The following is a 14,780-nucleotide window of genomic DNA, read 5'->3' as shown; positions in this document are numbered from 1 at the left end:
ACCGTGGTGGTCACGACATTCAGGCTGCCGGCAGGGGCAGGGGGCGGTGGCGCCGATTCCGTAGCGTCCGGCGGCGGATTGCCCGCTCCGGGTGGTGCCGCGCCCGCTCCCGGCTGGGCCGCGCCGCCCGCGCCAGCCGCGCCGCCACTGGCCGGCTTGCCATCCGTGGAGCTTATCGATTCGATCTTGCCCGCGCTGATCGCGCCATTCACCAGTTCCAATATGTGGCCGGGCGAACAGATGGACTGGTTGTTGATCAGGTAGATCACCGCCTGGGAATAGCTCAGCGCCTCCCGATTTTGCTGCGCTCCGCCCCGCGCGTTGTCGGCCTGGATCTGCTTGGCCACCTCATCGGTCTTGCGCAACGCTTCGGCGGCATTGTCGGTCAGGGCGGTCAGGATCAGCCGCCGCACCGAATTGACATTCTCCGCCCCGAACAGGAACCGCTGCTCGTAGATGCGGAAACCTGCGCTGGCGGCGGTCGTGCCCAGCGACAGCGCCGTCAGCACATCGCTGTCCACGCTGTCGCCGCTGCTCACCAGCGCCACGATGCCCGTCGCCAGCGCCGTGATCGGGGCGAACGCGTCGCGCGTCACGTTGACGCCGCGCTGCCGGTCGGACTTGGCGAGGATATAGCCGTTGCACCGCGCCAGGATCAGCGCGAAGCCAGCTTCCATGAAGGCGCGCTGCCGCGCGGTGTTGGGCACGCTCAGCTGGCCGCTGACCAAAGTTGGCTTGGCTGCATCCGCCGCCAGGCTGAACTGGTAGAGCAGCCCATCCCCTGTCTGCCTGTTCCCCTTGGCGTCGAACACTTCCTTGCTCACGCCCCGGTCGGACAAAAAGGCTGGCCGCCCCTGCTGCTGGTTGCAGGCACTCACGACAAAACATAGGGCCGCCAGACCCCCTATTCTTTTCCTGTTCATACTGGTCCCCCGACCCCCCAGGGATGAATATTGCCCAGGTCCAGCTTTTTCACAACTTTATTATCGATCATCCTCCATAATGACCGAATTACTTGCATACCGCCGCGACCGCCCCGCCGCCCGATGAAATGCCGCCCTTTTCCTTCGCGGCTTCGCTTCCTATCTTCCGCTCTGGATTCCCGCCAGGAACGAAGATAGAACATCGCCCCATGAGCCTTACCCATATCCAGAAGCAGAGCTTTAGCGAATGCTGACCCACATAAGCGTGCGGGGCGCCCGCGAGCACAACCTCAAGGGCGTCGACGTCGATCTGCCCCGCGACTCCCTCATCGTCATCACCGGCCTTTCCGGCTCGGGCAAGTCGAGCCTTGCCTTCGACACCATCTATGCGGAGGGGCAGCGGCGCTATGTGGAATCGCTTTCCGCCTATGCGCGCCAGTTTCTGGAGATGATGCAGAAGCCCGATGTCGAGCATATCGAGGGCCTCAGCCCCGCCATCTCCATCGAGCAGAAGACCACCTCGCGCAACCCGCGCTCGACCGTCGCGACCGTCACTGAAATATACGACTATATGCGCCTGCTCTGGGCGCGCGTCGGCATCCCCTACAGCCCGGTCACGGGCGAACCGATCAGCGCCCAGACCGTCAGCCAGATGGTCGACCGCGTGATGCAGTTGCCGGCGGGCACCCGCTTCTACCTGCTCGCCCCGGTGGTGCGCGGCCGCAAGGGGGAATATCGCAAGGAACTCGCCGAATGGCAGAAGGCGGGCTACACCCGCGTCCGCATCGACGGCGAAATGTACGGAATCGAGGACGCGCCCGCGCTCGACAAGAAATATAAGCATGACATCGAAGTCGTGGTCGACCGCCTCGCCGTGGACGCGGACATGGGCACACGCCTTGCCGACAGTTTCGAGCAGGCACTGAAACTGGCGGACGGCCTCGCCTATGTGGATCTGGCGGACGGCGTCGTGCCGGGGCGGGAGGACGAAGCCGCCTCTACCGACAAGAAGATGAAGGGCGCGGGCATCCCCGCCAACCGCATCGTCTTTTCGGAAAAATTCGCCTGCCCCGTCAGCGGCTTCACCATTCCCGAAATCGAACCGCGCCTCTTTTCCTTCAACGCCCCCATGGGCGCCTGCCCGGCCTGCGACGGGCTTGGCGAGCGGCAGGAGTTCGACCCCGAACTGGTCGTCCCCAACGAAGCCCTGTCCCTGAAGAAGGGCGCGGTCGTCCCCTGGGCGAAATCCAACCCGCCCTCGCCTTATTATATGCAGGTGCTCGGCTCCCTCGCGCGCGAATATGGGTTCAGCCTCGACACGCCGTGGCAGGATCTGCCCGGAGAGGTGCAACTCATCATCCTCCACGGCACTGGCGGCAAGCCGGTCACGCTGCGCTTTCAGGACGGCCGCAAAAGCTACGAAGTGAAAAAGCCGTTCGAGGGCGTCATCGGCAATCTCAATCGCCGGCTCCTGCAAACCGACTCCGCCTGGATGCGCGAGGAACTGAGCAAGTATCAGACCGCCATGCCCTGCGAGACCTGCCACGGCGCGCGGTTGAAGCCCGAGGCGCTGGCGGTCAAGATCGCAGGCGAGGACATCTCGGTTTCCACCCGCCGCTCGGTGGTGGACGCGCTGGGCTTCTTCTCCACCCTCCCCGCGCACCTCAACGATCAGCAGAACCAGATCGCCCGCGCCATCCTCAAGGAAATCGTGGAGCGCCTGGGCTTCCTCAACAATGTCGGCCTCGACTATCTGAACCTCGACCGCACCAGCGGCACCCTGTCGGGCGGCGAGTCCCAGCGCATCCGCCTCGCCTCCCAGATCGGCAGCGGCCTCTCGGGCGTCCTCTACGTCCTCGACGAACCCTCGATCGGCCTGCATCAGCGCGACAATGACCGCCTGCTCGTGACCTTGAAGCGCCTGCGCGACCTTGGCAACAGCGTCATCGTCGTGGAGCATGACGAGGATGCGATCCGCGCCGCCGACTATATCGTGGACATGGGGCCGGGCGCGGGCGTCCATGGCGGCACCATCGTGGCGCAGGGCACCCTGCCCGAAATCCTGGCGCACAAGGACAGCCTGACCGCCGATTACCTCAACGGCACCCGCCGCATCGACGTGCCGGTCAAGCGCCGCAAGGGGTCGGGCAAGAAGCTCACCGTCCACAACGCCCGCGCCAACAATCTGCGCGGCGTCACCGCGTCGATCCCGCTCGGCACCTTCACCTGCATCACCGGCGTGTCGGGATCGGGCAAGTCCAGCTTCACCATCGACACGCTCTACGCCGCGTCGGCCCGCGCCCTCAACGGCGCGCGGATCGTCGCGGGGCCGCATGACAAGGTGAGCGGCCTAGACCATTGCGACAAGGTGATCGACATCGACCAGTCGCCCATCGGCCGCACCCCGCGCTCCAACCCGGCGACCTATACCGGCGCCTTCACCAACATCCGCGACTGGTTCGCCGGCCTCCCCGAAGCCCAGGCGCGCGGCTACAAGCCCGGCCGCTTCAGCTTCAACGTCAAGGGCGGCCGCTGCGAAGCCTGCCAGGGCGACGGCGTGCTCAAGATCGAGATGCACTTCCTCCCCGACGTCTATGTCACCTGCGACGTGTGCCACGGCGCGCGCTACAATCGTGAGACGCTGGAGGTGAAGTTCAAGGGCAAGTCGATCGCCGACGTGCTCGACATGACGGTCGAGGATGCGGTGGAATTCTTCAAGGCCGTCCCCCCCATCCGCGACAAGATGGCGATGCTCGCGGAAGTGGGCCTTGGCTATGTCAAGGTCGGCCAGCAGGCGACGACCCTCTCGGGCGGCGAGGCCCAGCGCGTCAAGCTCGCCAAGGAACTCTCCCGCAGAGCCACCGGCAACACCCTCTACATATTGGACGAGCCCACCACCGGCCTGCATTTCGAGGACGTCCGCAAACTCCTCGAAGTCCTCCACGCCCTCGTCGACCAGGGCAACAGCGTGGTCGTGATCGAACATAATCTCGACGTCATCAAGACCGCCGACTGGATCATCGACATGGGACCGGAAGGCGGCGTGAAGGGCGGCGAGATCGTCGCTGTCGGCACCCCGGAGCAGGTGGTGAAGGAACCGCGGAGCTTTACCGGGCGGTATCTCGCTCCGTTGCTGGGGCTGGAGGCTGTGGCGGCGGAGTGATTAAGCTGTCAAATTTCCATCGTCTTGACGAGCACAATCGCGTCACCCAAGGCAGCGTCAAAATCGCCCGCTTCGATATTTTTCGCTAGCCTCGGCACCTGATCATCGTTGGCCACGCCGATCAAATCTGGATACCTATCGCCTCTGTGAAGTGAAAGGCGAAATTTGTCGAGCGACAAAGATACCCATAGCGGTGTGTCCAAAGGCAAGCTGGGATCTTCGAACTGATGATCGGCAAGTTCTGCCAAAGCCAATCTACCGGCCATTATGAAAATACCCGCAGCCCTTTCTATTTTATGATGCTTTGCTTCAGACAAGGGAAATGCTTGAAAAAAATACTCGAGCGATAAAGCGATAGCTGACTGAAATGCTCTCAAATATTCTCGGCGCTGAGCATAGCTTCCGAAAATTGCGGCGCAGGCGGTCGCCGCGTCAGCGTCGGCATTAACATCTAGCCGGACCATAGCAGAGGGAGTTGCAAGCCCCTTAAGCCTCGATACCTCGTCCAAGTGTTCTACGCCTTGCGTGCGATGGCGCAACTCATGCATGACAAAAGTAATGAAGACTTGCTGATAAACCGATCTAATTTCCTCGACGGAAACGATCACTTGGCCCTTAGAATGGCGACGCATCATTTCGACGTTAACGGCGTCGATGATCCGAACGACGTGATTTTCGGAAACGATCAGTTCGTTACGATCAACCCTGAAGGCGCCCGCTGTCTCAACAAGTGGTTTAATCGAAACCGTCTTTATGTCTGAAATCGCGCCTGTGTAGGCCTTCTTCAATCTGGAAGGCACCATTCCATCTTCGGCCATAATCGCCGAGACTCGCCTTAAGGCATCCTGAGCAAACTCAGCTAGTTCGTTGCTGGAGCAACCCAAAAAAGGGCTTACCTGCTGCCTAAGGTCAATCGTGGTCACACCGATGGTCATGGGGGCCCCCTCATGTCGATTTCACCCCGCGTCGGGATACCTAAGTACCCATTAAGCAGTCCCAGGGCAAGACTGCCAAGCTTTCGTTTGGACGCGTAAAAAGCACTTTTCGTCGCGGAAAGCCCGATTTATTAACGTTCATTGATTGACAAGGGCCCCTAAAGGTACCCCATATAAATGAAGATAATCCGAACCGACGGAGAGGCTAGACTAGCCTCTCCGTCGTTTTTGTTGTGAGTGAAGTTCCGCCGAAACTATCGGCTATCACGAGAGGGAGAGCCCCATGCTAGACGCAGGCCATCAAGCCTCTGACTGCGTCCATTTTGAGGAGGAAGAAGGACGCCCCGTCAGAAGACAATATACTCTCAAAGGCATTGAGTCTGACACTATTAATCTGATGCGAGCTGCAGCAGGACAGGAGGGTATGAAAATAAACTCTTGGGTGTCGATGAGGCTTAGAGAAGCCGCAATGAGAGCATTGGACGAAATTTCTACAGAGAAATCAAAATCAAATAGTGATAATTCTGATTCTTCGTCGACCATTTCAGATTTGCTGTTTGAAATGTCGAAGCAGCGTAGAGAATTTGAAGATCATGTCCGTAGGCTGGAGAGAGAGATCCACGAATTAAACAGCGGCCAGCGAGTCATATTAACCAGCATTTTAAAGTTGACAACTTAGCAATGTAAGTGATTGGTGGGGAGGTTACTCCCCACCAATAGGTTGCAGTAGCGGGAAATTGGATGACCAAACTCACCCCCATCGAGTCCGAATTTGCGACGACCGAGGAAGCGGAAGCCTATGACGCGTGGCTCCGCGCGGAGGTTGAGGCGAGCCTTGCCGATCCGCGCCCCAGCATCCCGCACGATCAGGTCATGGCCGAACTGCGCGCGCTTATCGAAGCCAAGGCGGCAAGGCGCGCCTGATGCCGCATGTCGTCTGGCGCCCGAAGGCGCGGCAGGACGCGCGCAATATTCTCGACTATATTTCGGACCGTAATGCTTCTGCCGCGCTCCGCCTCGCCGATCTTTTCGAGCAAGCCGCCGAAAAGCTGACCGATCACCCCTATATGCACCGCCCCGGCCGGGTAGCTGACACGCGCGAAGCAATCGTCACACCCAATTATCTTCTGATTTACCGGGTGACGGAGGACAGGATAGAAATCCTCGCCGTCAAACACACCCGCCAACAATATCCCTAAACCTCACCCCCTGTCCTACACCCCCACCGCTCCCTTACCCTCCCGGCAAACCCTTTCCATCCGGGAGCGCACAGCCATGACCTTCCACGACATCACCCTTCCCGTCGCCGCGCAGCAGGTCCGCGTCGATGGCTGGTCCCCTGCGCGCCAGCGCCTCTTCGTCGAAACGCTTGCCGCCACCGGCATCGTCCGCGCCGCCTGCGAGGCGGTGCATATTTCCGAGCGCGCCGCCTATGCCTTGCGCCTGCGCCGCGAGGGCACCGCCTTTCGCCTGGGGTGGGACGCGGCGATCCTCATCGCCCGTGCGCGGCTGGCCGACACGCTGCTCGCCCGCGCGCTGGAGGGGCAGGAGGAGGTCATGACCCGCGACGAGGACGGCACGGAAATGCGCCGCCACCGCCATGACAACCGGCTCGCCATGTCGATGCTCGCGCGGCTGGACCGCATGGCCGATCAGCCGGCGGAAGGCTCCGACGCCGCGCTCGCCCGCATCGTGGCGCAGGATTTCATCGCCTATCTCGACCTGCTCTGCCCGCCGCCCGATGCCGCCCCACATGCACCCGAAGCCGCGCCCGCGCCCGACGCGCAAGCCGACCCCGCCGCGCAGGAAAGCGCCGCCGCCTCAGCGCCCAGCTTCGCCACCACCGCCAGCGTCGCGCTCTTCATCGCGCAGCGCGTCGCCCTCCTCTCCTCGGCCGCCAACATCCCGCAGATTTCCGACGCTCAGGAACGGTGTGAACTTCCGCCCGAACCGCCCGTCCGGCTGATGGAATTGCCGCCGGAGGAAGCGGCCGACCGGCTGCGCGGCGTCTGGTTCGACGATCGGCTGGGCCGCCAGCGCACCGATTTCCCGCCGCCGCCCGGCTTCGACGGGGATCAGAGCGAGGAACCCTATGATCCCGATTTCTACGAACGCGACCTGACGCCGGAGGAAGAGGCGGCGCTGGACGCGCAGGAGGCCGTCGCCCGCCTGCCCTATGAGATCGCCGCGATGCACGCCCGCAACGCCTTCTTCGCCCCGCCGCAGCCGCTCGGCCCCCACGCCGCCGCCGGCTGACCTGCCCGGCCGTTGAGCCGAGCCGTGCGCGGCCGGCGTCGAAACCGCCGGAACCCTTCGCCGCGCGGCCGGTTATTCCCCCAAACCCTTCAAGGAGACACCCAATGATCCGGACCCTGATCTTCGGCGCGATCGCAGGCTATGTTGGCAAGAAACTGTATGACGAAGGCAAGCTGACCGAATTCAAGAACGACCTGGTCGGCCGCTACAATGAAGCCAAGGTGAAGCTGGACGAGCAGCGCGCCGACAGCGGCTCGTCCTCGACCAGCCCGGTCGTCAGCAGCAACACCGCGCCCGGCGTGCCCCTGCCCCACTGATAAGGGCCGCGCTGGTAAAGCCGCGCTGGTAAAGCCGCACTGGCACTGACAATTTTCTCTCCGGCGGCGCATCCCCCCCGCATTGCCGCCGGTCACCGCCCGCCCGCTGCCGCGTCCCCCCTCTCACGGCAGCAGGCGGGCGGTTTTTCATGCCCTGGCAACATAGTGGGCCGGCGGGGGTTATCCTCCGGGGCGAACCAAAGATAAGAAGGAGACATTGGATGCGTACCCCGATGATGATGGCGCTGATCGCCGCGATGCTGCCGCTGGGCGCGTGCGGGACGGACGATTATGGCGGCGGCTACGGCTATGACCGTCCCTCCGACCGGCGCGGTCCGCCCCGCTACGACCGCTCGCGCGACCGGCGCGACGGCCAGCGCTACGAACGGCGCCGGCTGGGGGACAATGACGCCATCTATCGCGACCGCGACGGCCGCTATTATTGCAAGCGGGATGACGGCACCACCGGCACCATCGTCGGTGCTCTGGCGGGCGGCGTGCTGGGCAATGTCATCGCGCCGGGCGGATCGAAGACGCTGGGCACCATCCTGGGCGGCGCCGGCGGCGCGCTTGCCGGACGCGCCATAGATCGCAACGACATCAATTGCGAATGACGTGAAAAAGGGCACGGAAACGGATTTCCGCGCCCTCTTTCCTACCCGACGAAGATCGGGTTAGAGCTTTTCGGTGAGTTCCGGCACGACCTTGAACAGATCGCCCACCAGGCCGACATCCGCCACCTGGAAGATCGGCGCATCCTCGTCCTTGTTGATGGCGATGATGGTCTTGCTGTCCTTCATGCCGGCCAGGTGCTGGATCGCGCCGGAAATGCCGACCGCGACATAGACTTCGGGCGCGACGATCTTGCCGGTCTGGCCGACCTGATAGTCGTTGGGGACATAGCCCGCGTCGACCGCCGCCCGGCTCGCGCCAACCGCGGCCCCCAGCTTGTCGGCGAGCGGGAAGATGATCTGCTCGAACGTCTCGCTGTCCTTCAGCGCGCGGCCGCCCGACACGATGATCTTGGCGCTGGTCAGCTCGGGGCGCTCCAGCTTGGCGATTTCCGCGCCGACGAAGCTGCTGAGGCCCTTGTCCCCGGTCGAGGCGACCGCCTCCACCGTGCCGCTGCCACCGTCACGGGCCGCCTTTTCGAACGCGGTGCCGCGCACGGTGATGACCTTCTTGGCGTCCTTGGACTGGACGGTCGCGATCGCATTGCCCGCATAAATCGGCCGCGTGAACGTGTCCTCACCCTCGACCGAAAGGATATCGCTCAATTGCATCACGTCCAGCAAAGCAGCGACGCGCGGCGCGATATTCTTGCCGTTGCTGGTGGCAGGCGCGACAAACGCGTCATGGCTGCCCATCAACTCGACGATCAGCGGCGCAACATTCTCGGCAAGCGCATGGCCGAACGCGGCGTCGTCGGCCACATGGACCTTGCCCACGCCAGCGATCTTCGCAGCTTCGGCGGCGACACCGTCCACGCCCTGACCGGCGACCAGCAGGTGCACCTCGCCCAGTTTCGACGCCGCCGTGACAGCGGACAGCGTGGCATCCTTGACCGCGCCGCCCTCATGCTCAACCCAAACAAGAGTCTTCATCAGATTGTCCTTTCAACCCCGTGCGGGAAATCAAGCCGCGACGCCCAGCGCCTTCAGCTTCGCCACCAGTTCGTCCACATCGGCGACCTTCACGCCGGCAGAACGCTTGGCCGGCTCCTCGACCTTCAGCGTCGACAGGCGCGGCGCGATGTCGACGCCCAGATCGGCGGGCGTCTTGGTCGCCAGCGGCTTGCTCTTTGCCTTCATGATGTTGGGCAGCGACGCATAGCGCGGCTCGTTCAAGCGAAGGTCGGTGGTGATGATGGCAGGGGTATTGAGCTTCACCGTCTCCAGTCCGCCATCGACTTCACGGGTGACGTTCACCGTGCCGCCCTCAACCTCGACCTTGCTGGCAAAGGTGCCCTGCGGCAGGCCCAGCAGCGCGGCCAGCATCTGGCCCGTCTGGTTGCTGTCGTCGTCGATCGCCTGCTTGCCCAGGATGATGAGGCCAGCACCTTCCTCTTCCTGAACCTTGGCCAGCAGCTTGGCGACGCCCAGCGGCTCCACCTCATCGTCGGTCTGAATGAGGATCGCCCGGTCAGCGCCCATGGCAAGCGCGGTACGCAGCGTCTCCTGCGCCTTGGCAACGCCGATCGACACAGCGACGATCTCGGTCGCCACGCCCTTTTCCTTCAGGCGAATGGCTTCCTCGACCGCGATCTCGTCGAACGGGTTCATGCTCATCTTGACATTGGCCAGGTCCACGCCCGTCCCGTCCGCTTTCACCCGCGGCTTTACGTTATAGTCGATAACCCGCTTCACGGGCACAAGGATCTTCATCTCCAACATCCTCCATTATCAATGCCAGCGCGGGCGCGGGCGGCCCGTTTCCGGACCACCCGCACCCTCGATTTTTCCGTTCAGGCTGGTGAGAGCGTCAGGCCGCCTTCCTCACTTCTGCCACGATCTTCTTCGCCGCGTCGCCCAGGTCGTCCGCCGGAACGATGGGCAGCCCCGAATTGGCCAAGATGTCCTTGCCCTGCTGAACGTTGGTGCCTTCCAGACGAACGACCAGCGGGACCGACAGGTTCACTTCCTTGGCGGCGGCGACAATGCCGTTGGCGATGATGTCGCATTTCATGATGCCGCCGAAGATGTTGACCAAAATACCCTTCACCGCCGGGTCTTTCAGGATGATCTTGAAGGCCGCCGTCACCTTTTCCGTGGTGGCGCCGCCGCCCACGTCCAGGAAGTTGGCGGGGAATTCGCCGTTCAGCTTGATGATGTCCATCGTCGCCATGGCGAGGCCCGCGCCGTTCACCATGCAGCCGATGTTGCCGTCCAGCTTGATGTAGGCAAGGTCGTACTTCGACGCTTCGACTTCGGCCGCGTCCTCTTCGGTCAGGTCGCGCAGTTCGGCGATGTCCTTGTGGCGGAACATGGCGTTGCCGTCGAAGCCCACCTTGGCGTCGAGCACGAGGAGGTTGCCCTGCTCCGTCAGCGCAAGCGGATTGACCTCGATCTGCTCGGCATCGGTGTCGAGGAAGGCGGCATAGAGCGAGGCAGCGACCTTGGCGGCCTGCTTCGCCTGATCTCCGGTCAGGCCCAGCGCGGCGGCCACGGTGCGGCCATGGTGCGGCTGGAAGCCCGAAGCCGGATCGACCGAGAAGCTGTGGATCTTTTCGGGGGTCGAGTGGGCGACCTCTTCAATGTCCATGCCGCCTTCGGTCGACACGACGAAGGCGACGCGGCTGGTGGCGCGATCGACCAGCAGCGCGAGGTAGAATTCCTTGGCGATGTCCGCGCCATCGGTGACGTAGAGGCGGTTCACCTGCTTGCCCGCGTCGCCGGTCTGGATCGTGACCAGCGTGTTGCCCAGCATGTCGGTGGCATGGGCCTTCACTTCGTCAAGGTTGAAGGCGAGGCGGACGCCGCCCTTCGCATCGGGGCCGAGTTCCTTGAACTTGCCCTTGCCGCGACCGCCGGCATGGATCTGCGACTTCACGACATAAAGCGGCCCAGGCAGTTTCTTGGCGGCCTCGACAGCTTCGTCGACCGAGAAGGCGGCATAGCCGGCTGCGATCGGCGCGCCATATTTCGCCAGCAGTTCCTTGGCCTGATATTCGTGAATGTTCATGGGTCGGGCCCGTCCTTTTGCGATGAAGCAGATGACGGATCGATAAGCACAGGCGAACCCGGCAGGCCAGCGCAATTTGCAAAATCACTTTGCAAAATTGCAAATTTCATTCCTGTGAACCAGAGGAAAAATCGCAAAATTACGTCAAAATGCGCAAGCGACGGCGGCCCGTCCGGTGACTGCGACGATCTCCGGATCCTGCAAAGCGCGCAGCCTGCGCAGCAGTTCCGCTATGGTCAGGCCCTGCCTGTGCGATTTGCGGATTCCGCCCAGCGACTGAAGCCGGCGGAGTTGCAGGACGCTGAGGTTCCTCGCCATCGGCTTTGCCATGCAGGACGCCATCGGCTCAGACAGGCCGGCATTCATCAGCCCTGCTCTGACGCGCGACTCGGGGGACAGGGACGCGCAGCCCGCCAGGCAAAAGGCAAAAAGGCTGAACGCAATCGCGAAAAGAGCGGGTCTCATGCCATGCTTTCTGTCGCTCCTGCAGATAGGGCGCAAGAGCGGCAGCGGTGCGATGGTCGGGACTGCCACCCGGCGTCAATGGGCCGGCAGGATCATCCTCTGGTTCGCCTGCCGGTAGGCGTCGATCCGGCTTGCATAGCCGCGCGCCAGCCCTTCATAAGCTGCCTTGCCCTGTTCCGACTGGCTGCCCTGCGCCCGGATGAGCGCCATTTGCTGCCGATGCAGCAGATAATTGACATCCGTCTCCATATCTCGCCCTCCTCCTCTTTGCGTTCAGAAGTGTGGTCGATTGGACGATACCCGCTGTCGGCGCCCTCATGGGCTGGCCGTGACATGCGGAACGTCAGGGGACTCTATAGCACGGCAGCGGCCCCGTGGCGACCGCAATCGGCTCGCCCGGGCAACAGACCGCCCTGCCGCGGCCTCGTCCGGCCGCCCGCCAGGCCTTCCCGGCTGCAGTCGCAGGACCGCTTTTCGGTAAATTGCGTAAAAGGCTTGGATGCGCGCTGCGTAGATGCCAACATCTGCACGGAAGAAGCTGGGGGGCGTTCGGCTTGGGCGATACGTTGGCGGCTGGGCTGCAGGCAATTCATAGCGAACTGCTGCTTTTCGCCATGGTGGGCCTGTGGATCGGCGGCATCGACGATCTGCTCATGGATCTCCTTTTCCTCGTGCGGAAATATTGGCGCGACCTTTCGGTCTATGCGCGCCACCCCCGCATGACGACCGCGACCCTTCCTGCGGCGGCCGCGCCCGGAACCATCGCCGTCTTCATCCCCGCCTGGCGCGAAGCCGAGGTGATCGCGCCCATGCTGCGCCACGCGCTCAGCCAGTGGCAGGACGCGCGCTACCGCATCTTCGTGGGCGTCTATCCCAATGATCCCGATACCGTGACGGCCCTTACCGCCGTGGCCGAAGGGGAGCCGCGCATCGTCGTCGCAGTCAATCCCCGCCCCGGTCCGACCACAAAGGCCGACTGCCTCAACACGCTGTGGCGGGCGATGAGGGCATGCGAGGCAAGGGAGGGCTTAACGTTCAAGGCTGTCCTGCTCCACGACGCCGAAGATGTCGTTCATGCGGACGAGATCCGCCTGTTCGACTTCATGATCGACCGCTTTGCCCTCGTCCAGTTGCCGGTCCTGCCCCTTCCCGGCCGGGGCGGCTGGTTCAACCGGGCGATCGCCGATCATTATTGCGACGAATTTGCCGAAAGCCATGGCCGGCTGCTCACCGTGGGGAGGCGCTGGGCGCGTCCATTCCCTCCGCCGGGGTCGCCTGCGCCTTCGAACGAGCCATATTGGGGCAACTGGTCGATGACCGCCACGGCGGTCCGTTCGATCCTTCTTCGCTCACCGAAGATTATGAGGTCGGCCTTCGGATCAGCGACATGGGCGGACGCGGCGTGTTCGTGCGGATGCGCGACCAGCGCGGTGGCCTGGTCGCAACCCGCGAATTCTTCCCCGACACACTGCACGAAGCCGTCCGGCAAAAGGCGCGCTGGATGGTCGGCATATCGCTGGCGGGTTGGGACCGGCTGGGCTGGCGGGGCGGCCCGGCCGAATGGTGGATGCGCATCCGCGACCGACGGGCGACGATGGCGGCGCTGATTCTCTGCGCGGCCTACCTCTCTTTCATCCTATGGGCGGCCATGCTGCTGATCGGGCTGCTGGTCGCGGTTCCGCCGCTCCATGTTTCGCCCTTCATGAAATGGCTGCTGACCGCCAACCTCATGCTGATGACATGGCGGATCGTCATGCGCGCACTCTTCACTGGTCGGGTCTATGGTTGGCGGCAGGGTCTCAGCGCGATCCCGCGCACGGTCATCGCCAACTATATCGCGATCCTGGCCGCGCGCCGCGCGATCTTCCTTTACGGCAGGTCGTTGTTCGGAAAGCCGCTTCGCTGGGACAAGACCAGCCATCGATTCCCCGACATGCAGGCCGACGCATGATCGGCGCCGTCCACAGCCGCCCCTTGCGCTTCCTTCTGCTCATGATGTTGAGCTGGGTCGGACTGCGCGTCGCCAGCGAGCAACTGCCGCGCATCGGGCCCTCGCCCGCGCCGTTGGCTGCCGCTTCACCCGTTCTCGCCGCATGGACACCGCAAACGGGTAAGCGAAGCACCCCGTCTGGGCGCGCGACCATAGTCGCGCTGTTCCCGCCAGCCCTCATCCCGGTCCCGCCGCCTTCGCCCAGCCTTCCGGCTCCCGCCCGGCGGCCAGACATCGCAAACCGCCCCGACGCCAGCATCGACCTGTTGCAATTCATCCATTTCTCGGTCGGTTTCGCCAATCGCCGCTACGGCACGACCCGCCACGGCCTCCCCGCCTCCCAGCCTGTCCTCCCTGCCCGCTCAGGACCGATGGCGGGCGAGCAGCTGGGTACTTTGGCGCGACGGCAGCACCGTGCCGTCGGACGCCGCGGCGGTCGGGCGGCTCGGCGGATCGCAGGCGGGCATCCGTGTTGAGTATCTACTGTCCGACAGGGGATCGGCGCGCATGACCGCCTATGGCCGCCTCACCAGCGCACTCCAGCGGCCGGCCGCGCCCGAAGCGGCGGCGGGCGTCGCATTCCAGCCTGTGCATACCATCCCCGTCACCATCGCCGCTGAACGCCGTATCGCGCTCGGGGCCGGAGCACGCAACGCCACGGCCATCATGGCCGTCGGGGGCTTTGGCCCGATGCCTGTCGCAAAAGGGCTGGAGGCGGAAGCTTATGCGCAAGCGGGTGTCGTCGGCCTCCGCCGCACGGACCTGTTCATCGACGGCAAAATGTCGCTGCTCGCCCCGGTTCGGGGTGCCCCTGTCCGTGTCGGCGCTGCGCTCTCGGGGGGCGCGCAACCGGGTGTCAGCAGGCTTGACGCCAGTCCCGAACTTCAGCTGCGCCTGCCCCTCCCCAACGCCAACGCCCGCATGTCGCTCGAATGGCGTCAGCGAATCGCCGGCGACGCCCGCCCGGCATCCGGCCTGGCGCTGACGTTGGGCGCCGATTTTTGAGCGAACGAGGCTTTCGCCTTTATGCCGGGCGTCTTTGGGGTTAAC

The 14,780-nt window shown here is 63.6% G+C and carries 16 protein-coding genes and 1 pseudogene; 10 read left to right on the top strand and 7 right to left on the bottom strand.

Annotation, left to right across the window (positions count from 1 at the left end):
• A partial coding sequence (locus AX724_RS09280; RefSeq protein WP_197421530.1) for a hypothetical protein occupies positions 1–878 on the bottom strand: 878 nt, incomplete at its 3' end.
• Between the two features lie 292 nt (positions 879–1,170).
• Here AX724_RS09280 and uvrA point away from each other — a divergent pair.
• Positions 1,171–4,086, top strand: a complete 2,916-nt coding sequence (gene uvrA, locus AX724_RS09275; protein ID WP_066765616.1) for an excinuclease ABC subunit UvrA — start codon at positions 1,171–1,173, stop codon at positions 4,084–4,086.
• 8 nt (positions 4,087–4,094) lie between these two features.
• On the opposite strand, the gene AX724_RS09270 is transcribed toward uvrA, so the two are convergent.
• Complete coding sequence (locus AX724_RS09270; protein WP_066765614.1) at positions 4,095–5,021, bottom strand: hypothetical protein; 927 nt, start codon at positions 5,019–5,021, stop codon at positions 4,095–4,097.
• Positions 5,022–5,304: 283 nt separating this feature from the next.
• Between AX724_RS09270 and AX724_RS23320 the strand changes: the two genes are divergently transcribed.
• From AX724_RS23320 to AX724_RS09245, 6 genes are all read left to right on the top strand, one after another.
• The gene (locus AX724_RS23320) at positions 5,305–5,700 is read left to right on the top strand and encodes a hypothetical protein (RefSeq protein ID WP_156448035.1); all 396 of its coding nucleotides are present in this window, start codon (positions 5,305–5,307) and stop codon (positions 5,698–5,700) included.
• A gap of 62 nt (positions 5,701–5,762) precedes the next feature.
• Positions 5,763–5,945 carry a type II toxin-antitoxin system RelB family antitoxin gene (relB, locus tag AX724_RS09265; RefSeq protein WP_066765613.1) on the top strand — a complete coding sequence of 61 codons (183 nt, stop codon included), beginning with the start codon at positions 5,763–5,765 and terminating at the stop codon, positions 5,943–5,945.
• Positions 5,945–6,220 carry a type II toxin-antitoxin system RelE/ParE family toxin gene (locus AX724_RS09260; RefSeq protein WP_066765612.1) on the top strand — a complete coding sequence of 92 codons (276 nt, stop codon included), beginning with the start codon at positions 5,945–5,947 and terminating at the stop codon, positions 6,218–6,220. Before relB ends, AX724_RS09260 begins: the two co-directional genes overlap by 1 nt.
• Positions 6,221–6,296: 76 nt before the next feature.
• Positions 6,297–7,277 carry a hypothetical protein gene (locus AX724_RS09255; RefSeq protein WP_066765611.1) on the top strand — a complete coding sequence of 327 codons (981 nt, stop codon included), beginning with the start codon at positions 6,297–6,299 and terminating at the stop codon, positions 7,275–7,277.
• Positions 7,278–7,381: 104 nt separating this feature from the next.
• Entirely contained in the window at positions 7,382–7,594 is a 213-nt protein-coding gene (locus AX724_RS09250) for a hypothetical protein (RefSeq protein WP_066765608.1), read from the top strand.
• Positions 7,595–7,815: 221 nt separating this feature from the next.
• A complete protein-coding gene (locus AX724_RS09245; RefSeq protein ID WP_066765606.1) occupies positions 7,816–8,208 on the top strand; it encodes a glycine zipper 2TM domain-containing protein in 393 nt (130 codons plus the stop codon).
• A 60-nt stretch (positions 8,209–8,268) separates the two neighbouring features.
• Here AX724_RS09245 and AX724_RS09240 read toward each other — a convergent pair whose 3' ends face one another.
• From AX724_RS09240 to AX724_RS23995, 5 genes are all read right to left on the bottom strand, one after another.
• Positions 8,269–9,198, bottom strand: coding sequence for an electron transfer flavoprotein subunit alpha/FixB family protein (locus tag AX724_RS09240; RefSeq protein WP_066765605.1), 930 nt, complete (start codon positions 9,196–9,198; stop codon positions 8,269–8,271).
• A 30-nt stretch (positions 9,199–9,228) separates the two neighbouring features.
• Entirely contained in the window at positions 9,229–9,978 is a 750-nt protein-coding gene (locus AX724_RS09235) for an electron transfer flavoprotein subunit beta/FixA family protein (protein WP_066765602.1), read from the bottom strand.
• 97 nt (positions 9,979–10,075) lie between these two features.
• The gene (sucC, locus tag AX724_RS09230; RefSeq protein ID WP_066765600.1) at positions 10,076–11,275 is read right to left on the bottom strand and encodes an ADP-forming succinate--CoA ligase subunit beta; all 1,200 of its coding nucleotides are present in this window, start codon (positions 11,273–11,275) and stop codon (positions 10,076–10,078) included.
• Between the two features lie 144 nt (positions 11,276–11,419).
• Complete coding sequence (locus AX724_RS24845; protein WP_331711437.1) at positions 11,420–11,593, bottom strand: hypothetical protein; 174 nt, start codon at positions 11,591–11,593, stop codon at positions 11,420–11,422.
• Positions 11,594–11,815: 222 nt separating this feature from the next.
• Positions 11,816–11,989, bottom strand: a complete 174-nt coding sequence (locus AX724_RS23995) for a hypothetical protein (RefSeq protein WP_197421529.1) — start codon at positions 11,987–11,989, stop codon at positions 11,816–11,818.
• A gap of 365 nt (positions 11,990–12,354) precedes the next feature.
• Between AX724_RS23995 and AX724_RS09220 the strand changes: the two are divergent.
• The 3 genes and pseudogenes from AX724_RS09220 to AX724_RS09215 all read left to right on the top strand — a co-directional run bounded on the left by AX724_RS09220 (position 12,355) and on the right by AX724_RS09215 (position 14,735).
• A pseudogene (locus AX724_RS09220) lies at positions 12,355–13,691 on the top strand (glycosyl transferase family protein).
• On the top strand, positions 13,688–14,206 hold the full coding sequence (locus AX724_RS24450; protein ID WP_231736602.1) for a hypothetical protein: 519 nt from the start codon (positions 13,688–13,690) through the stop codon (positions 14,204–14,206). Before AX724_RS09220 ends, AX724_RS24450 begins: the two are co-directional and overlap by 4 nt.
• The gene (locus tag AX724_RS09215) at positions 14,145–14,735 is read left to right on the top strand and encodes a hypothetical protein (protein WP_231736600.1); all 591 of its coding nucleotides are present in this window, start codon (positions 14,145–14,147) and stop codon (positions 14,733–14,735) included. The genes AX724_RS24450 and AX724_RS09215 overlap by 62 nt, the downstream gene beginning before the upstream one ends.
• Positions 14,736–14,780 lie beyond the last annotated feature (45 nt).

Source organism: Sphingobium sp. CCH11-B1 (assembly GCF_001556865.1).
GTDB lineage: Bacteria > Pseudomonadota > Alphaproteobacteria > Sphingomonadales > Sphingomonadaceae > Sphingobium.
This window is presented reverse-complemented; position numbering and strand designations above follow the sequence as displayed.